Source organism: Brevibacterium sp. LS14 (assembly GCF_012027885.1).
Lineage (GTDB): Bacteria > Actinomycetota > Actinomycetes > Actinomycetales > Brevibacteriaceae > Brevibacterium > Brevibacterium casei.
Genome location: NZ_SJXG01000044.1, coordinates 182,977 through 204,254 on the forward strand (window position 1 = coordinate 182,977; position 21,278 = coordinate 204,254).

Consider the following 21,278-nt stretch of genomic DNA (forward strand, 5'->3'; position numbering starts at 1 on the left):
GCCTCATGTCCGCTCACACCCCATCCCCGACGACGGACGTCCGCGCGACCGCGGATGTCCGCACGACCCCGTTCTCCCTGGCCACCGAGGCTGAGATCACGACCGTCACCGAGGTGCTCCGCGACGCCGGCCTCTTCCCCGCCTCGGCGCGCATGGCCTACCTCGGCCTCCTCGATCCCGTCCGTGGCGAGCCCCGGACGACGACGAACGTCGACCGCCGCTTCCGCACCTTCGTCCTCGACAAGACCGCCGGCACCGCCCGGGACATCGTCGTCTCCGCCACCCATGGCACCGTCGAATCCGTCACCGAGGTGGACTCTTCGCTCGCCGGCGAGTTCCCCGTCATGGAGGAGGAGTTCGCCGTCGTCGAGGAGGTCCTCGCCGCCGATCCCGCCTGGCAGGAGGCGATCGCGAAGCGGGAGATCCCGCTCGACGAGGTCCGTGTCGCCCCGCTCTCGGCCGGGGTCTTCGAGTACCCAGAGGAGCAGGGCCGGCGGATCCTCCGCGGCCTCGCCTTCCACCAGCAGCACGCGAGCGACAGTGCGTGGGCACACCCGCTCGACGGCCTCGTCGCCTACGTCGACGTCACCCACCGCACCGTCGACCAAGTCATCGACCTAGGCGTCATGCCGGTGCCCGCCGAGCACGGCAACTACACCGACCCTGCGCTCACGGGCCCGCTGCGCACGAGCCAGAAGCCGATCGAGATCACCCAGCCCGAGGGCCCGAGCTTCACCGTCACCGACGGCAACCACATCGAGTGGGAGAAATGGTCCTTCGACGTCGGCTTCGACATGCGCGAGGGCCTCATCCTCCACAACATCGCCTTCGCCGACGGTGACGAGACGAGGATGATCCTCGACCGGGCGGCGATCGCGGAGATGGTCGTCCCCTACGGCGACCCCTCCCCCGTGCGGTCGTGGCAGAACTACTTCGACACCGGCGAGTACCTCGTCGGACAGTGGGCGAACTCGCTCGAACTCGGATGCGACTGCCTCGGCGACATCACCTACCTCTCCCCGTGGGTCGTCAACAACCTCGGCGAGCCCCGGCAGATCCGCAACGGCATCTGCATGCACGAGGAGGACGCGGGCGTCCTCACCAAGCACACCGACCTGTGGTCGGGGGTCGCCTACACCCGGCGCAACCGCCGCTTCGTCGTTTCGTTCTTCACGACGGTGGGCAACTACGACTACGGGTTCTACTGGTACCTCTACCTCGACGGGACGATCGAGTTCGAGGCGAAGGCGACAGGCATCGTTTTCACCTCGGCACTGCCTGAGGGGTCGAGCGACTTCGCCTCGGAGATCGCGCCCGGCCTCGGTGCCCCCTTCCACCAGCACCTCTTCGGCGCCCGGCTCGACTTCGCCCTCGACGGCGGCGGCTGCCGCGTCGAGGAGGAGGACGTCGTCAGACTTCCCTTCTCGGAGACGAACCCGCGCGGCAACGCTTTCACCCGCAGACGCACCCTGCTGCCCACCGAGCTCGCGGCCCAGCGCGACGCCGACCAGTCGGTCGCCCGGACCTGGGTGGTGTCGAACCCGGAGTCGATCAACCGCCTCGGCGAACCGGTGGCGTACAAACTCCACCCGACCGGACTGCCGACGATGCTCGCCGCGGAGGACTCCTCGGTGAACCGGCGGGCGACGTTCGCGTCGAAGGCGCTGTGGGTGAGCCAGTACGCCGTCGACGAGCGGTACCCGACCGGGGACTTCCCCAACCAGCACGCCGGCCACGGCGGTCTGCCGACGTGGACGCAGGCGGACCGCGACATCGACGGTGAGGACATCGTCGTCTGGCATACCTTCGGCCTCACGCACTTCCCGCGCATCGAGGACTGGCCGATCATGCCCGTCGACACCGTCGGATTCACGCTGCGGCCCGAGGGATTCTTCGACCGCTCGCCCGTCCTCGACGTTCCCGCGCCTGAGTCCGGAGGACACTGCTGTCAGGGGTGAGCGCTGTCTGGGGTGAGCACTCGCTAGGATGAGGCTCGACCGACCCGTTGCCTCACCGCGGAGGAGAAGCGTTGACCGACACGGACGGACGCCGCGGTTCGTCTGCGCGCATCATCGTCATCGCCCAGTGCTTCGGCACGTCGCTGTGGTTCAGCCCGAGCGGGGCGGCCGCGGGCCTTGCCGACTGGCTCGACGCCACCGCGGCGCAGTTCGGGTGGATCGTCGCCGCGACCCAGATCGGCTTCATCGTCGGCACCCTCGTGAGCGCGACGACCGGGCTCGCCGACCGCTTCCCGCCCGAGCGGATCTTCATCGTCTCGAGCCTGCTTGGGGCCGCGCTCAACCTCGCGTGGACGCTCTTCGCGCCGAACCTCGTGCTCGTGTGGCTCGCCCGGTTCGCCGTCGGAGTGTGTCTGGCCGGCGTCTACCCCATGGGCATGACAATGATCGTCAAGCGATCGCCTCAGCGCTCGGCGCAGGCGCTGAGCTGGCTCGTCGGGATGCTCGTGCTCGGCACGGCGATGCCGCAGCTGCTCGCGACCGTGGGCGCTGCGCTGCCGTGGCAGTCGATCATGTGGGGGTCGACGGGCCTCGCCGTCGTCGGGGCGGTGCTCATCGCGGCGATCGCCGGAACCGGAACCCCCGCCGAGGCGACGGCTGCGTCCCCATCATCGAGCCGGCCCGCACGGGGCGCGGGGGCGGGCTCGGCACTGCGCCGGCTCTTCGCCGACCGGAAGTACCGGGCGGCGGTGTTCGGCTACGTCGGGCACATGTGGGAGCTCTACGCCTTCTGGGCCGTCGTGCCCGTGCTGGCGCTGGGTGTTCTCGCGCGCAGCGCCGATGTCACCGGCATCGCGGCGGCGAGCTTCGCGGTCATCGCCGTCGGCACGCTCGGGTGCGTCCTCGGCGGAATGGCGAGCCGGCGCCTCGGCAGCGCCCGCGTCGCGGCCACCGCTCTCGCGGGGTCGGGCCTCATGTGCCTGCTCTTCCCTCTTCTGCCCGACGCACCGGTTCTCCTGCTCGTCGCCCTCGTCCTCTGGGGATTCTTCGTCGTCGCCGATTCCCCGCAGTTCTCCGAGCTCGCCTCACGGTTCGCCCCCGACGATCTCACCGGCACCGGGCTCACGGCGATGAATGCGATCGGCTTCGCCGTCAGCGTCGGAAGCATCGTCCTCCTCCAGAGCGTGCTCACAGCCCTCGGCCCGATGGCCCTGTGGCTCCTCCTGCCCGGGCCTGTGCTCGGTCTCCTCGCGATGCGTCCGCTGCTGGTGCGGCAGAGGTGAGCAGTCGAGCGGTCAGAGGGATACCCCGAAGACCAGGGGCACCAGGGTGTACATGACGACCATGATGAGCGCCAGTGAGATGAGGTTCAGCCACAGTCCGGCCCGCATCATCTGCTTGATCGTGATCTCGCCCGACCCGAATGCCACGGCGTTCGATGGCGTCGCAACAGGGAGCATGTAGGCAGAGCAGACTGCCAGGGTGACGGCGACCGTCATGAACAGCGGATCGATGCCCACACCAACAGCGACCGCACCGAAGATCGGGAGGAAGGCGGCTGCTGTGGCGGTGTTCGACGTGAGCTCCGTCAGCCCGAGACCCACGACGATGACGGCGACGATGATCAGCCACGGAGGAAGATCCGTGAGTCCGGAGACCTGCTCACCGACCCATTCGGAGAATCCTGTGGCAGTGAACATCGCCGACAGTGAGAGCCCACCACCGAAGAGAAGGAGAAGACCCCACGGCACCTCCTTCGAGTCCGACCAGTGCAGGAGTGCACCCCGGCGGGAAGATTCGCCGCGACGGCCGGCCGGAACAACGAAACAGGCGATCGCAGCTGCGACGGCGATCTGTGAGTCGTCGACAGAACCGAGGACGGCTGCATTCTCGGCGACCCACGGAATCTGCGCGATGAACGGCACGACGACCCAGAAGAAGATCGCGACGAGGAAGATCACAGCGACACGGCGTTCCGAGGTCGACATTCGGCCGAGCTTCGCCAACTCATTGCGAATGAGATCGTCCCCTCCGGGCAGCCGATCGACTTCCGGACGATAGACGATCTTGGTGAGCACCACCCACGCGATCACGAGCATGACCACAGCCCACGGAACATCGATGAGCATCCATGTGCCGAAGCCGATGTCGAATCCGTAGGCCTCGTTGAGGTACCCCTTCATCAGTGCCATCGGCGGCTGACCGATGAGCGTCGCCGTCGAGCCGATGGTCACGCCATAGGCGACGCCGAGCAGCAGCGAGGCGGCGAACCTGCGACCGGCCGCCTTCTCGTCGATCGATCGCACGAGGTTGAGGATCGAGACGGCGATCGGCACCATGATGACGGCAGTCGCCGTATTCGACACCCATGCGGAGACGAAGGCCGAGGCGATCATCAGGCCCAGTACGATCTGCGACGGTTTGGTTCCGACGACCCGGATGGTCAGCAGTGCGACGCGGAGGTGCAGACCCGACTTCTCTGTCGCCAAACCGAGAATCACGCCGCCGAGCACCAGGAAGATCACCGGGTCCGCGTACGGGGCAGCGACCTCCTTCATCTCCGCCATACCGAAGAGCGGGAACAGGACAAGGGGCAGCAGCGAGGTCACGGGAATGGGAGCAGCCTCCGTCATCCACCACAGCGCCATCCACAGCGCGCAGGCGGCAACCGCCCGTCCTTCGAACGACAGCGACTCGGGAAGCACAAGTGCGAGCAACAACCCGGCTGCCGGTCCCAGAGCGAGGAGCCACCATCGATGTGTCGGCGCGGCATCCGGTGAGTCAGGACTGTCGCCCGACACCGCCGTGCCGACCTCTGCCGATTCATGCGCCTTTGCGTCGGTCATGGTCTCTCCCTGGTCATTCTCTGCATCGATCCACCTCGCGCATGCGGGGTGATCCCAATCACTGTAGAGTCGGCTATCCAGATACAGAAGTACTCATTCTCGGGCTTTTCATACTTCAGACATATGAGTGAAGGTGACGATGCCACAGTGATCGAGGATCCACCCGAAAGCAGGTGTGACCGTGGAGCTCCGGCACCTTCGCTACTTCCTCGCTGTTGCCGAGGAGAAGCACTTCGGGCGAGCGGCAGAGCGCCTCCACATGGCTCAGCCTCCGCTCTCGAGCCAGATCAGACAGCTCGAGGCCGAGCTCGGCACCACCCTCTTCAATCGGACAACGCGCAGAGTGGAGCTCACCGAAGCGGGACTGCTTCTCGTCGACCGCGCACGCCAGATCCTCACCGACCTCGAGTCAGCTGAGTTCGACGTCGCTGAGGTCGGTCGCGGTGCGGCCGGAGTCCTTCGCATCGGCTTCTCCGGAACGGCCACCTACCGCCTCATGCCCGAGATCGTCAGGCGGGCAGAGATCGAGATGCCCAATGTCAGGTTGCAGATCTTCGGAGAGATGCTCACTCCGCAGATGGAGACTGCGCTCCTGGAGAATCGGATCGACATCGCCGTGCTGCGACCGCCTGTGCGGTCGGGAGAGATCGGACTCGACGAGTTCGAACAGACGCCGATCGTCGCGGTGCTGCCGTCGTGGCATCCGCTGGCAGTCGGAGCGAAATCGGGAGAACCGCTATTGGTCTCCGATCTGGCCGACTCCGGCCTCGTCAGCTACCCGCATGCCTCATCCGTGGCGTCGGTGGTGTGGGAACTGTGCCGCCAGGCCGGCTTCAGGCCGCGGATCCAGCAGACGGCCACTGAGACCTCGACGCTGATCGCCATGGTGAGCGCAGGCCTCGGTGTCGCTCTGATGCCCGGGCCGTCCGGACAGCCGCTGCACGGTCCGATCGTCATCAGGCCGCTTGCCGAAGAGATCACGATCGGGCTAGCCGTTGCATGGCGGACGCACACTGACAGCGACGACCGGGCGCCCAGTGCGCTGCAATCCGCTTTCATCCGGCTGACGAAAGCTGCTGCGCACGATCTGCGGCGAGAGCGGTGAGCGACTCCACCGCTGACGCGGACCGCTCAGCCAGAGAGGCTCCTACTTGAGCAGCCGGTCCATCCGGCGATCGCTCAGCCGCTTGCCGCCCGTCTGGCAGCCGGGGCAGTACTGGAGGGACTTGTCGGCGAAGGACACCTCGGCGATCGTCGTCCCGCACACCGGGCACGTCTCCCCCGTCCTCCCGTGGACGCGCAGGAGCTTCTTCTTCGCGGCCTTGACCTTCGCCGGCGGCAGGCCGACGAGCGCCTCCCGCGCTGAGGTGAGCACCGCGACCATCGCATCGTGGACGACCGCGGCATCGACCTTCTCGGCGGTGGCGAAGGGTGAGACCTTCGCGGTGTGGAGGATCTCGTCGGAGAACGCATTGCCGATCCCGGAGATGAGCGACTGGTCCTCGAGCACCGTCTTGATCCGCGACCGACTTCCCGCGAGCACCTCGGCGAACTCGTCGGCCGTCAGCTCGAGCGCATCGGGTCCGGCCTGCGCAATCGCCTCGACCTCGCTGAGGTCGCGGACGAGGGAGACCGACGCGTTCTTCTTCGTCCCCGCCTCGGTGAGGTCGAAACCGGCACCGGAGGCAAGGCCGACCCGCATCCCCAGCGGGCCCTTGCCCATCCGCACCGGCCCGGTCGGCACAGCATCGTGCCAGACCAGCCAGCCTGCACGGGCGAAGCGGCAGACGAGGAAGAGTCCCTCGAACTCGAGGATGAGGGCCTTGCCGACCCGCGTGACGCCGGTGATCTCGAGCCCGATGACCGCATCGAGCGGCGGGTCCGCGGTGCGCAGGAGCGCGAGCTCGGCGATGTCGACGTGCGCGATGAAGTCGCCGACCACACGGGGCCGGAGGAACTCGACGAGCGCTGAGACTTCGGGCAGTTCCGGCATACCCCCAGTATGGCCCGTGCTCAGCCGGGCGCAAGGAGTCCTGCCCGACGGATGAGCACCCAGATCCCGACGGCAGATCCTACGCAGACCGCTGCGACCGCGAAGGGTCCGACCTCGCCGAGGCGGCTGAGCGCAAGTCCCGCGACGACCGGCCCGAGTGCGGCACCGAGGTTGAGGGCGGCCGTCGCGAACGCTCCCCCGAGGTTCGGCGCGTGCCTCGCCTCGGAGACGATCCGGGCGATGAGAGTGCTGCCGAGAGCGAAGGAGAGGGCCCCGGCTACGGGGGTGAGCACCCAGAAGATCCCCACGCCGAGGTGGTCGCCCCCACCGCGTGCCCCTGGGCCGGCCCCTGCGACCACCACCGTGAGCGACGCCCAGACGAGCACGAGACAGGGACCGAGCAGACCGATGATCCGAGCCCAGTGCCGATCGGCGTACCGGCCGGCGACGGTGACCCCGACGAAGGCGCCGACGCCGAAGAGAGCGAGCAGGACGGGCACGGCGAGGGGCCGAAGACCGAGCCCCGCCTCGGCGATGACCGCGAGATACGTGAACGCACCGAACGTCGCCGCGTTGACGAGCACCGCCACCGCAATGACGCCGAGGACAGTGCGGGAGCGGAGGACGGCAAGTTCGGTGCGCAGCGGCGGCCGCTGTGCTCCACCGGTGCCGCCGCCTGCACCCGTCGGCGCGGTGAGGCCGGCGAGGAGGGCCGGCACGCAGAGGACTGCGATGGCCCACAGCGCCGCTCGCCACCCGAAGGATGCACCGAGGACCGCTCCCGCCGGCACTCCGGCGATGAGGGCCAGGGTCGTCCCGGCGAGGACGACGCCGACGGCTCTCGCCTGACGGTGCGGTTCGACGATGCGGACGATGAGGGCGAGCGCGACGGCGAGGAAGCCTGCGTTGGCGACGGCCGCGACGACGCGGGTGAGAAGCAGAACGGTGAAGGAGTCGGTGAGCGCTCCGACGATGTGGACAGCGACGAAGACGACGAGGAACGAGGTCAGTGCCGTCCGCGCGGAGAACCGGCGGGCGAGGACCGCCATGGCCGGGGCGCCGAGGACCATGCCGAGGGCGAACGCCGTGGTGAGCAGTCCCGCCTCGGTGAGCGTGATGCCGAGGTCGGCGGCGATATCGGTGAGCAGCCCGGCGAGGACGAATTCGGAGGTGCCCTGCGCGAAGACGGCAAGGGCAAGGAAATAGAGCAGAGCAGGCATGAGCCGGCCTTTCGGATGAGCAGTGAATGGATTCTTCCGAAGGGCACTGCCGATGCCGGGCCTGTGTGCGGCTGAGACGTGCGCGCTGAGGTCTATCGGGCTATCGGCGTGCCGACAGCCCGGTCCTGGATGCTTCTGGTGTGCTCACGCTCTCAGGCTAACGATCCCGGCCGCGGACAGCAAAGCGTCGGGCGGTCACGGTGACCGCCCGACGCAGAGGTGAATGGTGCCGGGGTGGCTCAGCTGGGCGCCGGCTCAGCCCTGAGAGGTGGCTGCGCTGCCGCCGGAACCCGAGCTTCCCGAACCGGAGCCGCTGCCCGCACCACCGGAACCGGAGCCGGAGCCTGAACCGCCGGAGCCGCTCGATCCGCTTCCGCTCCCACCGGAACCGCTGCCGCTCGATCCCGAGCCTTCGGAGCTGCTGCCGGAGCCGGACGTACCCGAATCGCTGCCGGAGGTGCTGCCCGATCCGTCCGAGGTGGTCGAGGAGTCCGAGCCCGAACTGCTCGATCCCGAGGTGTCCGAGGACGTCCCGCTCGTGTCGCTGCTCGAGTCCGTTCCCTGCTCGGTGCCCGTCTGGTCGCCCTGGGTGGTCGACGTCGAGCTCTGGTCGCTCTCACCGGTCGTCGACGAGCTGCTGTTGCTGCTGGTGTTGGCCTGCTCACCGTTCGCGCTGGAGTTCGACGAACCCGAACCGCCGTCGCTGCCGCCCTCGCGCGAAGTGTCGGATTCCTCGCCACCGGAGCCGCCCGTCACCGACTTCGAGATCTCTGAGGTGCCCGGAGAGATGTCGGCGTCGGTGAGGTTCTCGGCGATGACGACTCCGCCGAGGCCGATGCCGAAGGCCGCGACGCCGATCGTCACAGGGTAGAGGACGCGCTTGCGCTTGAGCTTCTGCCACCACGACTTCGGTTCGTCGTCGGTGTTCGTGCCGGCCGCGGCCTCGGCGTCCGCTTCGGCCTCGTCGAGGTTGCCGAACGCGGTGTCGCTGCGATCGCCGTCGCCCACGGCTCCGTGGACGGCCGTCTCATCAGGGGCAGTGCCGTCGGTCGGCGAGGTCGTTCCGTAGACGGCGGTGGCGTCAGGGTTCGCGTCCGGGTTCGCGTCAGGGGTGCGCAGTTGGGGACCGGCGGCCGCGGCCGCCCCACCGAGGGCAGCTCCGCCTCCGGCAAGCGGCAGACCTGCACCCTTCTTCACCGCGGGGGCGAGCTTTGCGCCGACCTCCTTGACCGCTTCTTTGCCCTTCTCAAGGCTCTTGCTGTAGAGGCTCACGGCGACCGCAGTGACGATGCTCGCGATGCCTGCGCCGATGACGGTGCCGGCGACGCCGAGCTGTCCGCCGATGACCGATGACGTCGCTGCCGCACCGGCGCCGGCCAGCAGCTGGGTGGCCGACATCCCGTTCCCGGACTTCTCCTTCTTCTCGCCGTCCTGGTCCTCGCCGATCTGAGCATCCTGTGCCACGGTGGGCGCGACAGCCGTGGACTCGGTATGCCCCGCAGCGGGCTGCGCTGCCGTCGGCTGGGCGGCCGTCGGCTGCGCTGCCGCGGGCTGGGCATCATGACGAATGGGGTTGGGCGGCATGACCGGGGTCGTCGCCGGATGCGCCGCTGTCATCTCCTCGGTGATGAGCGGCAGCGTCTGTGACGGCTGGGTGCCGTGGGTCGGCTGGGCACCAGGGGTCGGCTGCGGCATCGATCCCGCGGCGCCGTTCGCGCCTGCGGGATCGGACGAGTTGTGCGGGTCTCTCTGTTGCGACGCCAAAGTACCTCCCAGAACGTGTGTCAGCTCCCAGTATTCTCCGTGGAAGTCCAGAGACCCTGACCGGGCCCACCCGAGCCTGGGAGCCTCCTGGACGCCCGGCCGACGACTCCGCTGATGACCAGCAACGACGCCTCGACCTGTGACCGCCGGTACACCCGACTCGCACGTTTTCCTCAGGATTCGCTTCCGTGTGGGCGCGACCGGAGCCTCCCCCTCCTCAGCTCATCTCGATGACGCCGAGGCGGCCCGGCAGCTCCTCGGAACCGTCGAGTTCGAGGAGGGTGAACCGCCCCCATCCCTCGACCGGTTCGAGTGTGAGGACGAATCGTGGCCGCTCGGCGGGTGCGGGCAGCATCGTCAGGGCAGGGTGGTCGCCTTCGCGCTCGGTCATGAGGTTGATCGCGAAGCAGGACTCTCGCAGTTCGGTGAGAGCGACGTCGGCATCGCCGCTGAAACGCAGGGGACGCCCGGGGCCCGCCCGGTGGAGGGTGCCGTCGATCGACAGGACCACCTCGGCGGTGGGACAGAAGATCCGATCGAGTCCGGGCAGGGACGAGAACGGACCCGGACGATCGAGGCGGGCGATGCTCAGCCGCCACCGGCGGCGATCCTGGGTTAGGCGCGCGGATTCGTCGAGTGAGACGAGTTCGGTCGTCTCACCTGCGCCATTGGCCCACGGTCTCGGTGCGATGTCGTCGAACGACGCGATGAGGTCCATGCTCGCCATCGTAGACGCGGGCGCCGTCACGGCTGGCCCGCGCCGCCTCAGTCGGCCGGCACCGCCTCAGCTGACGCAGAGGCAGAACGGATGGCCGGCGGGGTCGAGGAAGACGCGGAAGGTCTCCCCCGGCTGCACCGCGGCCTTGCCGGCACCGAGTTCGATGACCTGTGCCTCTGCGGTGTCAAGGTCGTCGACCATGACGTCGATGTGCATCTGCTGCGGATGCTCCTGGCTGGGCCAGCTCGGGGCGTGGTAGTCCTCGACCTGCTGGAAGCAGATGGGCGGCCAGGAGTCGGATGTGATCTCAGCCCACGTGCCGTCGTCGTCGACGCGGACCTGCCAGTCGAGGAGGTCGCCGGAGAAGCGGGCGAGCTCACCAGCATCCGGAGCGTCGAGAACGATCACGGGCTGCTTTGCGATAGCCATAGCCTGAGTCTACGCCGGTGGACGGACGCGGTGAACGGCTTCGGCCGGGAATCCCCGGACCCGTAGGATTGTTGAGCAATACGTCCAGCGTTCCGACACGACATCGAGAGGCCTTCCATGAGCACCCAGCAGCTGCCCGTCGCCGACAGGCCCGCGGTCTACATCATCCACGACAACCCGGAGTGGATCACCCCCTTCGCCGAGGCGCTCGAGTCCCAGGGCGTCGACTACGTCGAATGGCTGCTGCCCGGAGCGACGATCGACCTGGCCGCCGAGCCGCCCGAGGCCCTCTTCTGGTCCCGCCTCTCCGCGTCCTCGCACACGCGCACCGACCCGCATGTCAAGGACTTCGGCCGGGCGGTGCTCGCGTGGCTCGAGGCCGCCGGTCGGACGGTCATCAACGGTTCCGACGTCTACGAGCTCGAGGTCAGCAAGATCCGCCAGCACCGTGAACTCGCAGCCCACGGCTTCGACGTCCCCAGGACCGCCGCCGCGTTCGGGAGCACCGCGATCACCGAGGCGGCTGCGGACTTCGCTCCCCCGTTCATCACCAAGCACAACCAGGGCGGCAAGGGCCTGGGCGTGCGCCGGTTCGACTCCCACGCCGACCTCGAGCAGGCGATCGCCGACTTCGGACCCGACGGCGCGGACGAGCCGATCGACGGCATCACCCTCATCCAGGAGTACCTGCAGCCGGCCGCACCGTTCATCACCCGCGCCGAGTTCATCGGCGGCCGGTTTCACTATGCCGTGAGAGTCGATGTCTCTGCCGGCTCGTTCGAACTCTGCCCCGCCGACGCGTGCGAGATCCTGACCGCTGGGACCGCCGGGGACCAGCGCACCGCCTCGGCGCCGGTCAGCCAGTTCACCCGGCGCGAGGAGATCACCGCACAGACCCCGCTCATCGGCCGACTCGAGGAACTGCTCCGCGACCTCGGCATCGACTTCGCCGGTGTCGAGTTCATCGAGACCGCCGACGGCCGGCAGGTCGTCTACGACATCAACACGAACACGAACTACAACTCGGCCGTCGAGGAGGCCGAGCGTGCGGCCGGCCGGCAGCCCGCGGCAGCGCGCATCGCCGAGGAGTTGAGCCTGCGCCTCGGCGCGGTTGCGGGCATTCCCGTGCCCTGACCGGGCCTGATAGTCTCAGACCACCACAGGGGAGCGCCTGACCCGGCGCTGAGAGTGCGAAGGCAGACCCTTACACCTGATCCGGATCATGCCGGCGGAGGAAGTTGGAGGAGACGAATGATCACTGTGTCCCAGGGCGGCGCCGTCGAGGCGCTGCGCGACTCAGCGGACGAGGACTGGTCGGCCGCGGTCGGCCACCGGTTCGTCGAGGAGCTCTTCGCGGGCACCGTGCCTGACGACGTCATGGCGACCTACCTCGTCCAGGACTACCAGTTCTTCGAGGATTTTCTCGCGATGCTCGGCGCGTGCGTCGCGCATGCCGACCGGATCGAGGCGAAGCTCCGCTTCGCCCGGCAGCTGGGGTTCCTCGAAGCCGATGAGGATTCGTACTTCATCCGCGCCTTCGCCGAGGTAGGGGTGACCGAGGACGACTACGCCGACCCTGTCCTCCTCGCTCCGACAGAAGGCTTCCGCGAGGTCATGCGGACCGCCGTCGCCTCGGCGTCGTACCCGGATCTCCTCGTCGTCCTCGTCATCGCCGAATGGCTCTACCTCGACTGGGGTGAGCTCGAGCGGGAGATGCCCACCCGTGCCGTCCACGTCGGCTGGATCGACCTCCACCGCGGTGAGGACTTCTCCGCGTGGGTGCAGTTCCTCGTCGACGAACTCGAACGCGTCTTTCCCCGGGGTGATGACGCCGAGTCGGTCACGACCCGAAAGCGGCTGACCGCGCTGTGGGGGCGGGCCGTCGGGCTCGAGCGCGCGTTCTTCGATGAGGCGTACCGGGCTCAGCGTTCGTAGACCTCGGCGGCCGCGGTGAAGAGCAGCGAGATCCCGACCGCGCCCGCGTCGGGGGTGCCATGGCCGCGCCCGTCGACATAGCTCGCACGACCGCGCCTGGCCTGGAGTTCGGCCGTGGCCTGGGCGGCGTCGGCGGCCGTCTCGGCGGCCGAGGCGAATCCTCCGCTCAGCGCTGAGGCGGTCGGTTCGAGGACGTCGATGACCGTCCGGTCGCCGGGCTCGGCTCCGCCGACGCGGCGGATCGCCGCCGAGCCGGCCGCGGTCGCCTGCTCCCAGACGGTCCTCGGGTGCTCGTCGTCCCCAAGCTTCGCGTATCCGGCGTTGAGCTCCTGGAAGAGCAGGCCGAGCAGAGGCCCGCTCGTGCCGCCGACGCCGTTGAGGAAGGCACGTTCGGCGGCGGCGAATCCCGCCGCGTCGGCCTCCTCCATGAGTCGGGTCGCATGGCGGAGACCGCCGCGGAGGTTGTCGCCGAAGTCGCCGTCACCGGTGACCTGGTCGAGTCGCGTGAGGTGGCCGTGATGCTCTTCGGCGAGTTCGGCGAAGCGGATGACGACGGCGGTCTCGAGGTCGGTGCTGCGATCCTGTGCGCGGGTGCGCAGTGTGCCCACGTCGGTCTCGTCTGCGCCACCCTGGTCGGTAACGCGTTCGGCGATAGATGCGGTCGGTGTGCCGTCGGCGACGGGCGCGGGGAAGGCCGCAGTGCAGGTGGCGGCTTCCCACCAGTCCAACCACTGCGGCTGCATTCGGGTGAGCGTGATCGAGAAGCCGGTCATGTCGAGGGCGGTGACGTAGTCGCCGACGAGGGACGCCGCGACCTTCTCGCCCTTGGCTTCGAGGGCGCGGGTGACGGCGTCGAAGACGTTGAAGAGCTCGATCTGCGTGCTGGCACCGAGTCCGTTGACGAAGACGAGGAGGTCGCCGTCGGCGGGGTCGCCTGCGACGGCGGCGTGGACCTCGTCGACCATCCTCGCCACGAGTGCGTCGAAGTCCTCCCGGTCGATCGAGGAAGCGGCACGTTCACCGTGGATGCCGACCCCGTACTCGAGCGTTCCCTCGGCCAGATCGAAGGCGGGCCTCCCTGTGTGGGAGTCGGTCTGGGCGCGGGCGGCGACGGCGAGGCTGCGGGAACGGTCGGCCACTTCGGCGCCGAGGTCGGCGAGTTCGTCGAGCCCGAGCCCGGAGTCGGCGGCGGCACCGAGGATCTTCTCGACGACGACGGTCGCTCCGGTGCCCCGGCGGCCGGTCTCGGTCTCGTCGCTGTCGGTGGCGATGTCGTCGTCGACGATGACGGTGCGTGTCGGGATGCCCGCGGCCTGGAGGCGTTCGGCGGCGATGGCGAAGTTGATGACGTCGCCGGTGTAGTTCTTGACGATGTGGAGGACCCCGTCTGCTCCGGCGACGGCGCGCGAGGCGGAGTAGATCTGCGCGTTGTGCGGGGAGGCGAAGACCTCGCCGGGCACTGCCGCATCGAGCATGCCCTGCCCGACGAAACCGACGTGCATGGGCTCGTGGCCCGATCCGCCGCCGGAGACGAGGCCGACTCGGCGTTCAGGGGTCCGGGTGCGGGAGCGGACGAAGAGCGGGTCCTCGGTGAGGGCCACACGGTCCGAGTGGGCGCGGGCGAAGCCGCGCAGGGCACTGATGGTCGGGGTGGGCGAGACGAAGAACGCGCTCATGGAGATCCTTTCGCAGGTCAGCGTCGTGTGCCGGTCCGGTGGGCAGTCGACGGCCACCGGCTGTGCGGACGGTGCCATGCTATACCTGCCCGGCGGAGTGGCAGGGTGGCTGTTCACCTGCCGACCGTCGGCGGATCCGCCCGGCTCGTGGCACTATTGACCGATGAACGATTCCCCCGTCGACCACGATTCCGAATGGATCCCGTTCGGGCTGTTCCGCCCCGACATCATCGAATCCGTGCCGCCGAAGTTCTTCCCCACCATGGTGTGGGGATACTTCGAGACGGAGGATGAGGACGGCGAGACAGGGTGGATCGAACGGACCACCGAGGGCGCGTCGTATGCGACGATCCTCTCGCAGATCGCCGGCTTCCTCGTCGAGACCGAGTCGGCGAACGCATGGGTCGACGACGACGTCGACGAGGAGACCGACGGCACGAGCGCCGACGCCCCGGTCAACAGCACCCTGTCCGATCTCAGCGGCGACGTCCTCGTCGAGGAGGCCTCGGCGGCCTTGTCCCGGCTGAAGATCTACCCTCTGCCCGAGGGCCACGAACCCACCGGCCGCTACGTCGCCATCCTCTGCGACGACGACCCGTTCGAATCCGGCAACGTCGAACTCCTCAACGAGGACGTCAGCAGTGAACTCATCGAGGGCCTGCTGCGTGTCGCGCAGATGCGCTTCGCCGAGACGCTCTCCTTCAGCCCCTTCGACGACGAGGCCGACGACGCCGGGGCGTCGGCAGGCGACGCTCGCACCACCGCAGCCGCGGCAGAGTCGACCGGCCCGGCGGCCGAAGTGCCGCCGCCTCCCGTCACGACGTTCGGGGACCTCTTCGCCGGTTGGGCTTTCCTCCCCCTGCCCGCCGACGTCGATGTCAGCGCGGTCTGGTCGCTCATCCTCACCAACGACGCCGACGACGTCATCCGGTGGTACACCCGACGCACACCGCTCCTCGACGAGAACCTGCTCACCGGCGTCCTCTCGAGAACGGCGTTCGAACTCGAGCTCGGACTCATCGACAGCTTCGACGAAGACGACGAGGCCTCGCGCCTCACCCGGGAGACGCTTCCCGAGCTCAGCACCCTCGTCCCCGCCGACTCACCGACCGGCCCCCTCGACCCGCGGGTGGGAGCACTTGCCACCCGCGCCCTGCCCGAGGGGGAGACCCCGATCGTCGCGAACCTCTTCCTCTTCGGCACCGACCAGCTGGGAACGAGCAGCGTCGTGAGCGTCAGGGAGCTGACGACGGACACGGTCGTCCTCGGTGACGCCGAGCTCGACGGCTTCGAAGAGCTCGGCCTCATCCGCTCGGCTCTGCGCGACATCCTCCACAACGGGATCGGCGAGTTCTGATCCCGGCGCCGGGGGCCGCCGTGCGCACGCCCGAGGCACGCGCTTCGGGCGTCTGACCTAGACTGAAGCCATGAGCACCCAGCCTGATGTCGTCGTCGTCGGATCCGGCCCCAACGGTCTGGCGGCCGCCGTCACCATGGCTCGGGCGGGGCTTTCGGTCGAGGTCCTCGAAGCCCAGCCGACGATCGGCGGCGGCTCGCGCACTCTCGACCTCGGGCTGGCCCCGGGGATCGTCAACGACATCTGCTCGGCCGTCCACCCGCTCGCGATCGCCAGCCCCTTCTTCGTCGACTTCGACCTCCGGGCCCGCGGACTCGAGTTCACGACCCCGGAGATCTCCTACGCCCAGCCGCTCGACGGTCGGCCCGCCGCGCTGGCCTTCCACGATCTTGCGAAGACGGTCGAGCACCTCGGCGAGGCGGGACCGGAATGGGACCGGTTCTTCCGTCCCCTCCTCGAGCGCGTCGACGACACGATCTGGCTCTCCCTCGGCGATAAGCGGTCGCTGCCGCCGACCCTGCGCGATGCCTCGGGCATCGCCAACGTCGTGAAGTTCGGGATGCGGCTGCTCTCCCAGGCGAGTCCCGCGTGGAACATCCCGCTCTCCCACGAGACCACCCAGGCGCTGTTCACCGGCGTCGGCTCGCACGCGATCGGCCCCCTGCCGGGGATGGGCACGGCAGCGACGGCGACGATGCTCGCCACCATCGCCCACGCCGGCGGGTGGCCCTCCCCCGTCGGCGGTTCGCAGGCGATCACCGACGCCCTCGTCGCCGATCTCGAAGCCCACGGCGGTCGGGTGACGGCCGGGGTCCGCGTCGACCACGTCGCCGACATGCCCGCGGCCCGCGCCTACATCCTCGACACCTCGGCGGGCAATGCCGCGGACATCTTCTCCGGCCTCCTCCCCGCTCACGTCGAGCGCGCCCTGCGGACCTTCAAGCACGGCAACGCCGCGGCCAAGGTCGACTTCGTCCTCAACGGGCCCGTCCCGTGGGCGGATCCGGACGTCGCGCGCGCCGGCACCGTCCACCTCGGCGGGACCCGGGAGCAGATGGCCGCGGCCGAAGGCGACGTCGTCGCCGGGCGGATGCCCGAGCACCCGGTCTGCCTCGTCTCCGACCCGACGGTCTTCGACCCCTCGCGTGAGGTCAACGGCCTGCGGCCGCTGTGGACGTACTGCCACGTCCCCTTCGACTGTCCGATCGACCCGGCCGAGTACATTACTCGGCAGCTCGAACGCTTCGCCCCCGGCTTCCGCGACACGATCGTCGACTACCGGTCGGTGCCGGCCTCGCAGATGTCCGAGCACAACCAGAACTACACAGGCGGCGACATCGCCACCGGCATCATCACCTTCTACCGGATGCTCGCCCGCCCGCGGACGAACTGGGACAACTACAGCCTCGGCGTGCCCGGCGCCTACCTCTGCTCGTCGGCGACCCCACCCGCCCCCGGCGTCCACGGCATGAACGGCTGGTTCGCCGCGCAGCGCGCGCTCAAGCACCGGTTCGGCATCACCGAGGTCCCCAGCCTCGCCCCGCAGGACTGAAACCGGATCCTCGCCGAGGCGGTCGCCGTTCACCCGTCCGACACCGTCCAACCGTCCTCGACCCGAAACATCACATGACGCACCCAGACTTCCCGCACCAGCCGGCTCCGATGATGCACAGCAGTCGCGCGCCCGGCCCTCCCACTCCCGCGCCTCGGCGGGCCTTCGCCCCGGACCTCGCCCGCGGTCTCATGCTCTGCCTCATCGCGATCGCCAACGTCTCGGCGTACCTGTGGGGCACGAAGGCCGCGACGATGATGAGCGGCCACCCGACGAGCGACTCCCCGCTTGATACGACCCTGTCCGTGCTCACGATCCTCTTCGTCGACGGCAGCATCTACCCGATGTTCGCGTTCCTCTTCGGCTACGGCATCGTCCAGTTCACCCGCAGCCGCACCGCCGCCGGCGACGACCCGCGGACGATCACCTCGATGCTCGTGCGCCGCAGCCTCTGGCTCGTCGTCTTCGGTTTCATCCACGCCGCGCTGCTCTTCGGCGGGGACATCCTCGGCGCCTACGGTCTGTGCGGTCTCATCCTCGGCTACCTCATCCAGGCCGCCGGGGACCGAGCACTGAGGATCACCGTCTGGATCCTCGCCGGCATCCTTGCGCTCTTCGTCCTCGTCCAGGTCTTCTTCATCGTCGTCTCCCTCGTCCTCGCAGGCGACTCGGGCACCGGCGCGGACATGACGCCCGAGGAATCCGCGGCGTTCGGGGCGATCACCGACACCCTCCTCACCCAAGGCACAGGAGAGACGAACTACCTCACGGCGATCGGCGTCCGCCTCCTCGTGTGGGTGATGGCGACCGTGCTCGGCACCTTCTCCCTCATCGTGCCCCTGTGCATCATCCTCGGCGGCCTCGCCGCCCGGCACCGGTGGATCGAGTCCCGCAACCCGCTGGCACCCCGTCGTCCCCGCCTCGGCCTCGTCGCCGGAATCGGCATCCCTCTCGGTGTGCTCGGCAGCGTCCCGCAGGCGCTGGCCTACCTCGGCTGGGTCGCCGAGGACTCCGGCCCCGTCCAGCTGCTCTCTGTCCTCTCGACGGCCACCGGGGCGTGCGCGGGCATCGGGTACGCCGCCCTCTTCGGCCTCATCGGCCTGCGCCTCCAGGACAACCCGCCGAGGCTGCTCCTGCCGATCGCCTACCTCGGCAAACGTTCGCTGAGCTTCTATCTCTTCCAGTCCGTCGTCTTCGCACCGCTGCTCGCCGCGTGGGGCCTCGGGTTGGGTCGGACGTGGAACACGACCCCGGCGTCCTTCCTCGCCATCGGGGTGTGGGTCATCTCCGTCGCCCTGGCGACGTGGATGGAGTCGAGGAACTCCAAAGGCCCCGCCGAGGTGGTCCTCCGTCGCCTCACCTACGGCCGTTCGTGGCCGGGGTGAGCTGCCCACGCGCAGGTCTCGTCGTCCATGGCCCAGTCGACGACCTCGACGATGCCGGCGACAGCATCGGTGAGCCAGTACGTGGTGTCGGGGTTCCACCCGGCCATGAGGCTCGCGGTGCGGTCATCGGTGTCCCCGTAGCTCGGCCTGTCGCCGGCCTCGGGGAGCAGGCTGCCGTCGCCGACATCGACGACGGCACCCGCTGTGCGCACGTACCCGGCGAGGCTGACATAGACACCGTCGTAGTCCTCGGCCACCCGCGACCAATCCGGGATCACCCAGCGACCGCGACGTCCCGTCGCCTCGAACCAGACCTCCCGCCGTTGCGCAGTGACGTCGAGCGGATACTTCCGGCAGAGAACCGCCCACTGTTCCGGCCCGTTGACGATGAACACACCGAATGTGTCCCGCAGGCGCAGCCGACAGGCCCGCGCCCTTCTGAGCCCGAAATCGTCCTCGACGAGGCTGAGTCCGATCGGCTCTCCGCTCGGCCAGGTGCCGGTGGTCGTCACCAGCTCATGCGCGGGAGTCGACCACCATTCGCCGCTGGCCGCCATGCGTGGATCCTTCGCGAACTCCTGCCGGTACTCGCTCTCACTGGAGGCGACCTCTGCGGACCACGCCCGCAGCGCCGCCGCACCAGCACCTGACGGCGGTGCGCCTTCAGCTCCCGAAATCAATGCAGCAGGCTCCGCACTGAGGCGAGTCGGAATATCGCCGGTGTGATCTGAATCGTCCCAGGTCAGTTCCCAGAGGTCATCGAAATCGGGACCAGCCGACCATGAGTCGAGCAGGCCGCTGTCGATGATGACCTCGGCCCACGGGCGCAGGGCCTCGACCATCGCGGGGTCGGCCGCGATGACGTCTTCGGGATGAGGCGGTTGCCAATACATCGCACCCGCGATGACCTCGGCCATCGCACGCTCAAGTTCGGCCTGACTGGGAACGCGGGGACTCCGACGGCCCAACCCGATGGCTTCCGCAGCCGCATCGGCCACATATACCTCGGTGAGGTCGGCCCCGGATTCAGAGAGGAGAATTCCGGTCGCCCATTCCCTGTCGATCGTCTCGGCGGCGGTGAGGGCAACCCAGCCGAGAACGTCCGCCGGGTCGACCTCACTGTCGTCCACCGGCTCGACGTCACTGTCGTCCACCGGGTCGACCTCACTGTCGTCCACCGGCACCTCATCAGTCCCCGGGCCCACCTGCGAGGCAGCGACGACCGAGTGAAGCAGCGAGCGTCCCCGCGGGGAGGCGAGCAGATCGTCGACGGTGAGGCGAGCTGTGGACGCGGAGGCGGGGCGGGCGCCGGTTGGGGAGTCAGGCCCATCGCGATCGGCAGAGTTCTCGGACATGCTCACACCCTAGACGGTCCTCATCGGGCGTTTCCTCGGACTCGGCCATCGTCGAGGTGAGACCCCGTCGCCGTCCCCGCGGGGACGTCCTCCTCCCGCGTCAGCGCGGGGACGTCGGACACGGGGTTCGGTTCCCCGGCTGGCTCGGGCACATCCGGCACCGGCTCGGGCACCGCCTCGGCGAGGGCACCGGCGATCCGCGCCCCCTTCGCGGCCTTGAGTCCGGCACCGAGGACGCCGACGATGACGAGGCCGGCACCGCAGAGTTCGCCGAGGCTCACCGTCTCCCCGAAGACGAGCCACGCCGCGCTCATCCCGACGATCGGCACGAGCATGGAGAACGGGGCGACGACTCCGGCGGGGTTGCGCGCCATCAGCCATGACCACACGCCCGAGCCGATGACGGTGGCGATGACGACGGTGTAGATGAGCCCCGCGAGGCCGAGCAGACCCGTCGGGGTGGTCACGGTCGTCAGCGACTGCCCGATCCTGTCGGGTCCTTCGACGAGGAGGGCGACGATGAGCATCGGCACCGGCGGGACGACGGACATCCACATCGTCAGCTTCACCGGCTCGGTCGAATGCGCCTGCCGGTTGCAGATGTTGCCGATCGCCCAGCCGAAGGCGCCGGCAAGCGTGAGGAGGAAGGGGAGGAGGCTCGCCGAGGAGTCAAAGCGCTGCCAGCCGACGACTCCGAGCCCGGCCATCGCGACGAGGAGGAACGCCATCTGGGACGGACGGACCCGCTCGCGCAGGACCGTCATCCCGAGGAAGACCGTGAACGGCCCGGAAGCCTGGAGGACGAGTGAGGCGAGTCCCGCCGGCATGCCTGCGGCCATGCCCCAGTAGAGGAACGCGAACTGGAGGATCCCGAAGCCGAGCCCGTAGCCGAGGATCCAGCGGAACCTCACCTTCGGCATCGGCACGAAAAGGAGGGTGGGGATCGCGAGCAGGGCGAAGCGGAGTGCGACGAGGAAGAACGGCGGGAACTGCTCGAGCGAGAGGTCGATCGCGAGGAAGTTCAACCCCCACATCACGGCGACCGAGGCGGCGAGGAGACAGTGCTTGACGGACATACCTCCATCCTCGA

At 68.8% G+C, this 21,278-nt stretch carries 17 protein-coding genes and 1 riboswitch; of the genes, 8 read left to right on the forward strand and 9 right to left on the reverse strand.

From position 1 onward, the window contains the following. Window positions 1-5 precede the first annotated feature (5 nt). Both EZE58_RS07510 and EZE58_RS07515 read left to right on the forward strand, forming a co-directional pair. Window positions 6-1,958: a primary-amine oxidase gene (locus EZE58_RS07510; protein WP_167560164.1), complete on the forward strand. Its 1,953-nt coding sequence runs from the start codon at window positions 6-8 to the stop codon at window positions 1,956-1,958. 71 nt (window positions 1,959-2,029) lie between these two features. Further along, a complete protein-coding gene (locus tag EZE58_RS07515) occupies window positions 2,030-3,241 on the forward strand; it encodes an MFS transporter (RefSeq protein WP_167560166.1) in 1,212 nt (403 codons plus the stop codon). Between the two features lie 12 nt (window positions 3,242-3,253). Here the strand turns inward: EZE58_RS07515 and EZE58_RS07520 are convergent, their stop codons facing one another. After that, window positions 3,254-4,804 carry a DASS family sodium-coupled anion symporter gene (locus tag EZE58_RS07520; protein ID WP_167560170.1) on the reverse strand — a complete coding sequence of 517 codons (1,551 nt, stop codon included), beginning with the start codon at window positions 4,802-4,804 and terminating at the stop codon, window positions 3,254-3,256. A 181-nt stretch (window positions 4,805-4,985) separates the two neighbouring features. Here EZE58_RS07520 and EZE58_RS07525 point away from each other — a divergent pair, with 181 nt between their 5' ends. Further along, window positions 4,986-5,909, forward strand: a complete 924-nt coding sequence (locus EZE58_RS07525; protein WP_167560172.1) for a LysR substrate-binding domain-containing protein — start codon at window positions 4,986-4,988, stop codon at window positions 5,907-5,909. Between the two features lie 42 nt (window positions 5,910-5,951). Here EZE58_RS07525 and EZE58_RS07530 read toward each other — a convergent pair whose 3' ends face one another. From EZE58_RS07530 to EZE58_RS07550, 5 genes are all read right to left on the reverse strand, one after another. Continuing rightward, entirely contained in the window at window positions 5,952-6,797 is an 846-nt protein-coding gene (locus EZE58_RS07530; RefSeq protein ID WP_167560174.1) for a DNA-formamidopyrimidine glycosylase family protein, read from the reverse strand. A 20-nt stretch (window positions 6,798-6,817) separates the two neighbouring features. Then, on the reverse strand, window positions 6,818-8,017 hold the full coding sequence (locus EZE58_RS07535) for an MFS transporter (protein ID WP_167560176.1): 1,200 nt from the start codon (window positions 8,015-8,017) through the stop codon (window positions 6,818-6,820). A gap of 255 nt (window positions 8,018-8,272) precedes the next feature. Next, window positions 8,273-9,781, reverse strand: coding sequence for a hypothetical protein (locus tag EZE58_RS07540; RefSeq protein WP_167560178.1), 1,509 nt, complete (start codon window positions 9,779-9,781; stop codon window positions 8,273-8,275). Window positions 9,782-9,998: 217 nt separating this feature from the next. After that, window positions 9,999-10,499, reverse strand: a complete 501-nt coding sequence (locus tag EZE58_RS07545) for a HutD family protein (protein ID WP_167560180.1) — start codon at window positions 10,497-10,499, stop codon at window positions 9,999-10,001. A gap of 66 nt (window positions 10,500-10,565) precedes the next feature. Continuing rightward, window positions 10,566-10,928 (reverse strand): VOC family protein, encoded by a 363-nt coding sequence (locus tag EZE58_RS07550; RefSeq protein WP_095376163.1) that lies wholly within the window; start codon window positions 10,926-10,928, stop codon window positions 10,566-10,568. A 117-nt stretch (window positions 10,929-11,045) separates the two neighbouring features. Here EZE58_RS07550 and EZE58_RS07555 point away from each other — a divergent pair, with 117 nt between their 5' ends. Together EZE58_RS07555 and EZE58_RS07560 are read left to right on the forward strand one after the other, a co-directional pair. Further along, entirely contained in the window at window positions 11,046-12,062 is a 1,017-nt protein-coding gene (locus EZE58_RS07555) for an alpha-L-glutamate ligase (RefSeq protein WP_167560182.1), read from the forward strand. Between the two features lie 17 nt (window positions 12,063-12,079). Continuing rightward, a riboswitch (TPP riboswitch) is annotated at window positions 12,080-12,182 on the forward strand. Further along, window positions 12,180-12,863, forward strand: coding sequence for a TenA family protein (locus EZE58_RS07560; protein ID WP_095376165.1), 684 nt, complete (start codon window positions 12,180-12,182; stop codon window positions 12,861-12,863). Its footprint overlaps the riboswitch before it by 3 nt. Here EZE58_RS07560 and EZE58_RS07565 read toward each other — a convergent pair. Further along, window positions 12,851-14,539, reverse strand: a complete 1,689-nt coding sequence (locus tag EZE58_RS07565; protein ID WP_095376166.1) for a dihydroxyacetone kinase subunit DhaK — start codon at window positions 14,537-14,539, stop codon at window positions 12,851-12,853. The genes EZE58_RS07560 and EZE58_RS07565 overlap by 13 nt on opposite strands. A 163-nt stretch (window positions 14,540-14,702) precedes the next feature. Between EZE58_RS07565 and EZE58_RS07570 the strand changes: the two genes are divergently transcribed. The 3 genes from EZE58_RS07570 to EZE58_RS07580 all read left to right on the forward strand — a co-directional run bounded on the left by EZE58_RS07570 (window position 14,703) and on the right by EZE58_RS07580 (window position 18,833). Beyond that, a complete protein-coding gene (locus tag EZE58_RS07570; protein ID WP_095376167.1) occupies window positions 14,703-15,896 on the forward strand; it encodes a hypothetical protein in 1,194 nt (397 codons plus the stop codon). 70 nt (window positions 15,897-15,966) lie between these two features. Then, window positions 15,967-17,448, forward strand: a complete 1,482-nt coding sequence (locus EZE58_RS07575; RefSeq protein WP_101624191.1) for an NAD(P)/FAD-dependent oxidoreductase — start codon at window positions 15,967-15,969, stop codon at window positions 17,446-17,448. Window positions 17,449-17,522: 74 nt separating this feature from the next. Continuing rightward, window positions 17,523-18,833 carry a DUF418 domain-containing protein gene (locus EZE58_RS07580; RefSeq protein ID WP_167560184.1) on the forward strand — a complete coding sequence of 437 codons (1,311 nt, stop codon included), beginning with the start codon at window positions 17,523-17,525 and terminating at the stop codon, window positions 18,831-18,833. On the opposite strand, the gene EZE58_RS07585 is transcribed toward EZE58_RS07580, so the two are convergent. Beyond that, window positions 18,809-20,188: a hypothetical protein gene (locus EZE58_RS07585; RefSeq protein WP_063250318.1), complete on the reverse strand. Its 1,380-nt coding sequence runs from the start codon at window positions 20,186-20,188 to the stop codon at window positions 18,809-18,811. The genes EZE58_RS07580 and EZE58_RS07585 overlap by 25 nt on opposite strands. 20 nt (window positions 20,189-20,208) lie before the next feature. Further along, on the reverse strand, window positions 20,209-21,264 hold the full coding sequence (locus EZE58_RS07590; RefSeq protein ID WP_009377635.1) for an EamA family transporter: 1,056 nt from the start codon (window positions 21,262-21,264) through the stop codon (window positions 20,209-20,211). Between the last annotated feature and the right edge of the window lie 14 nt (window positions 21,265-21,278).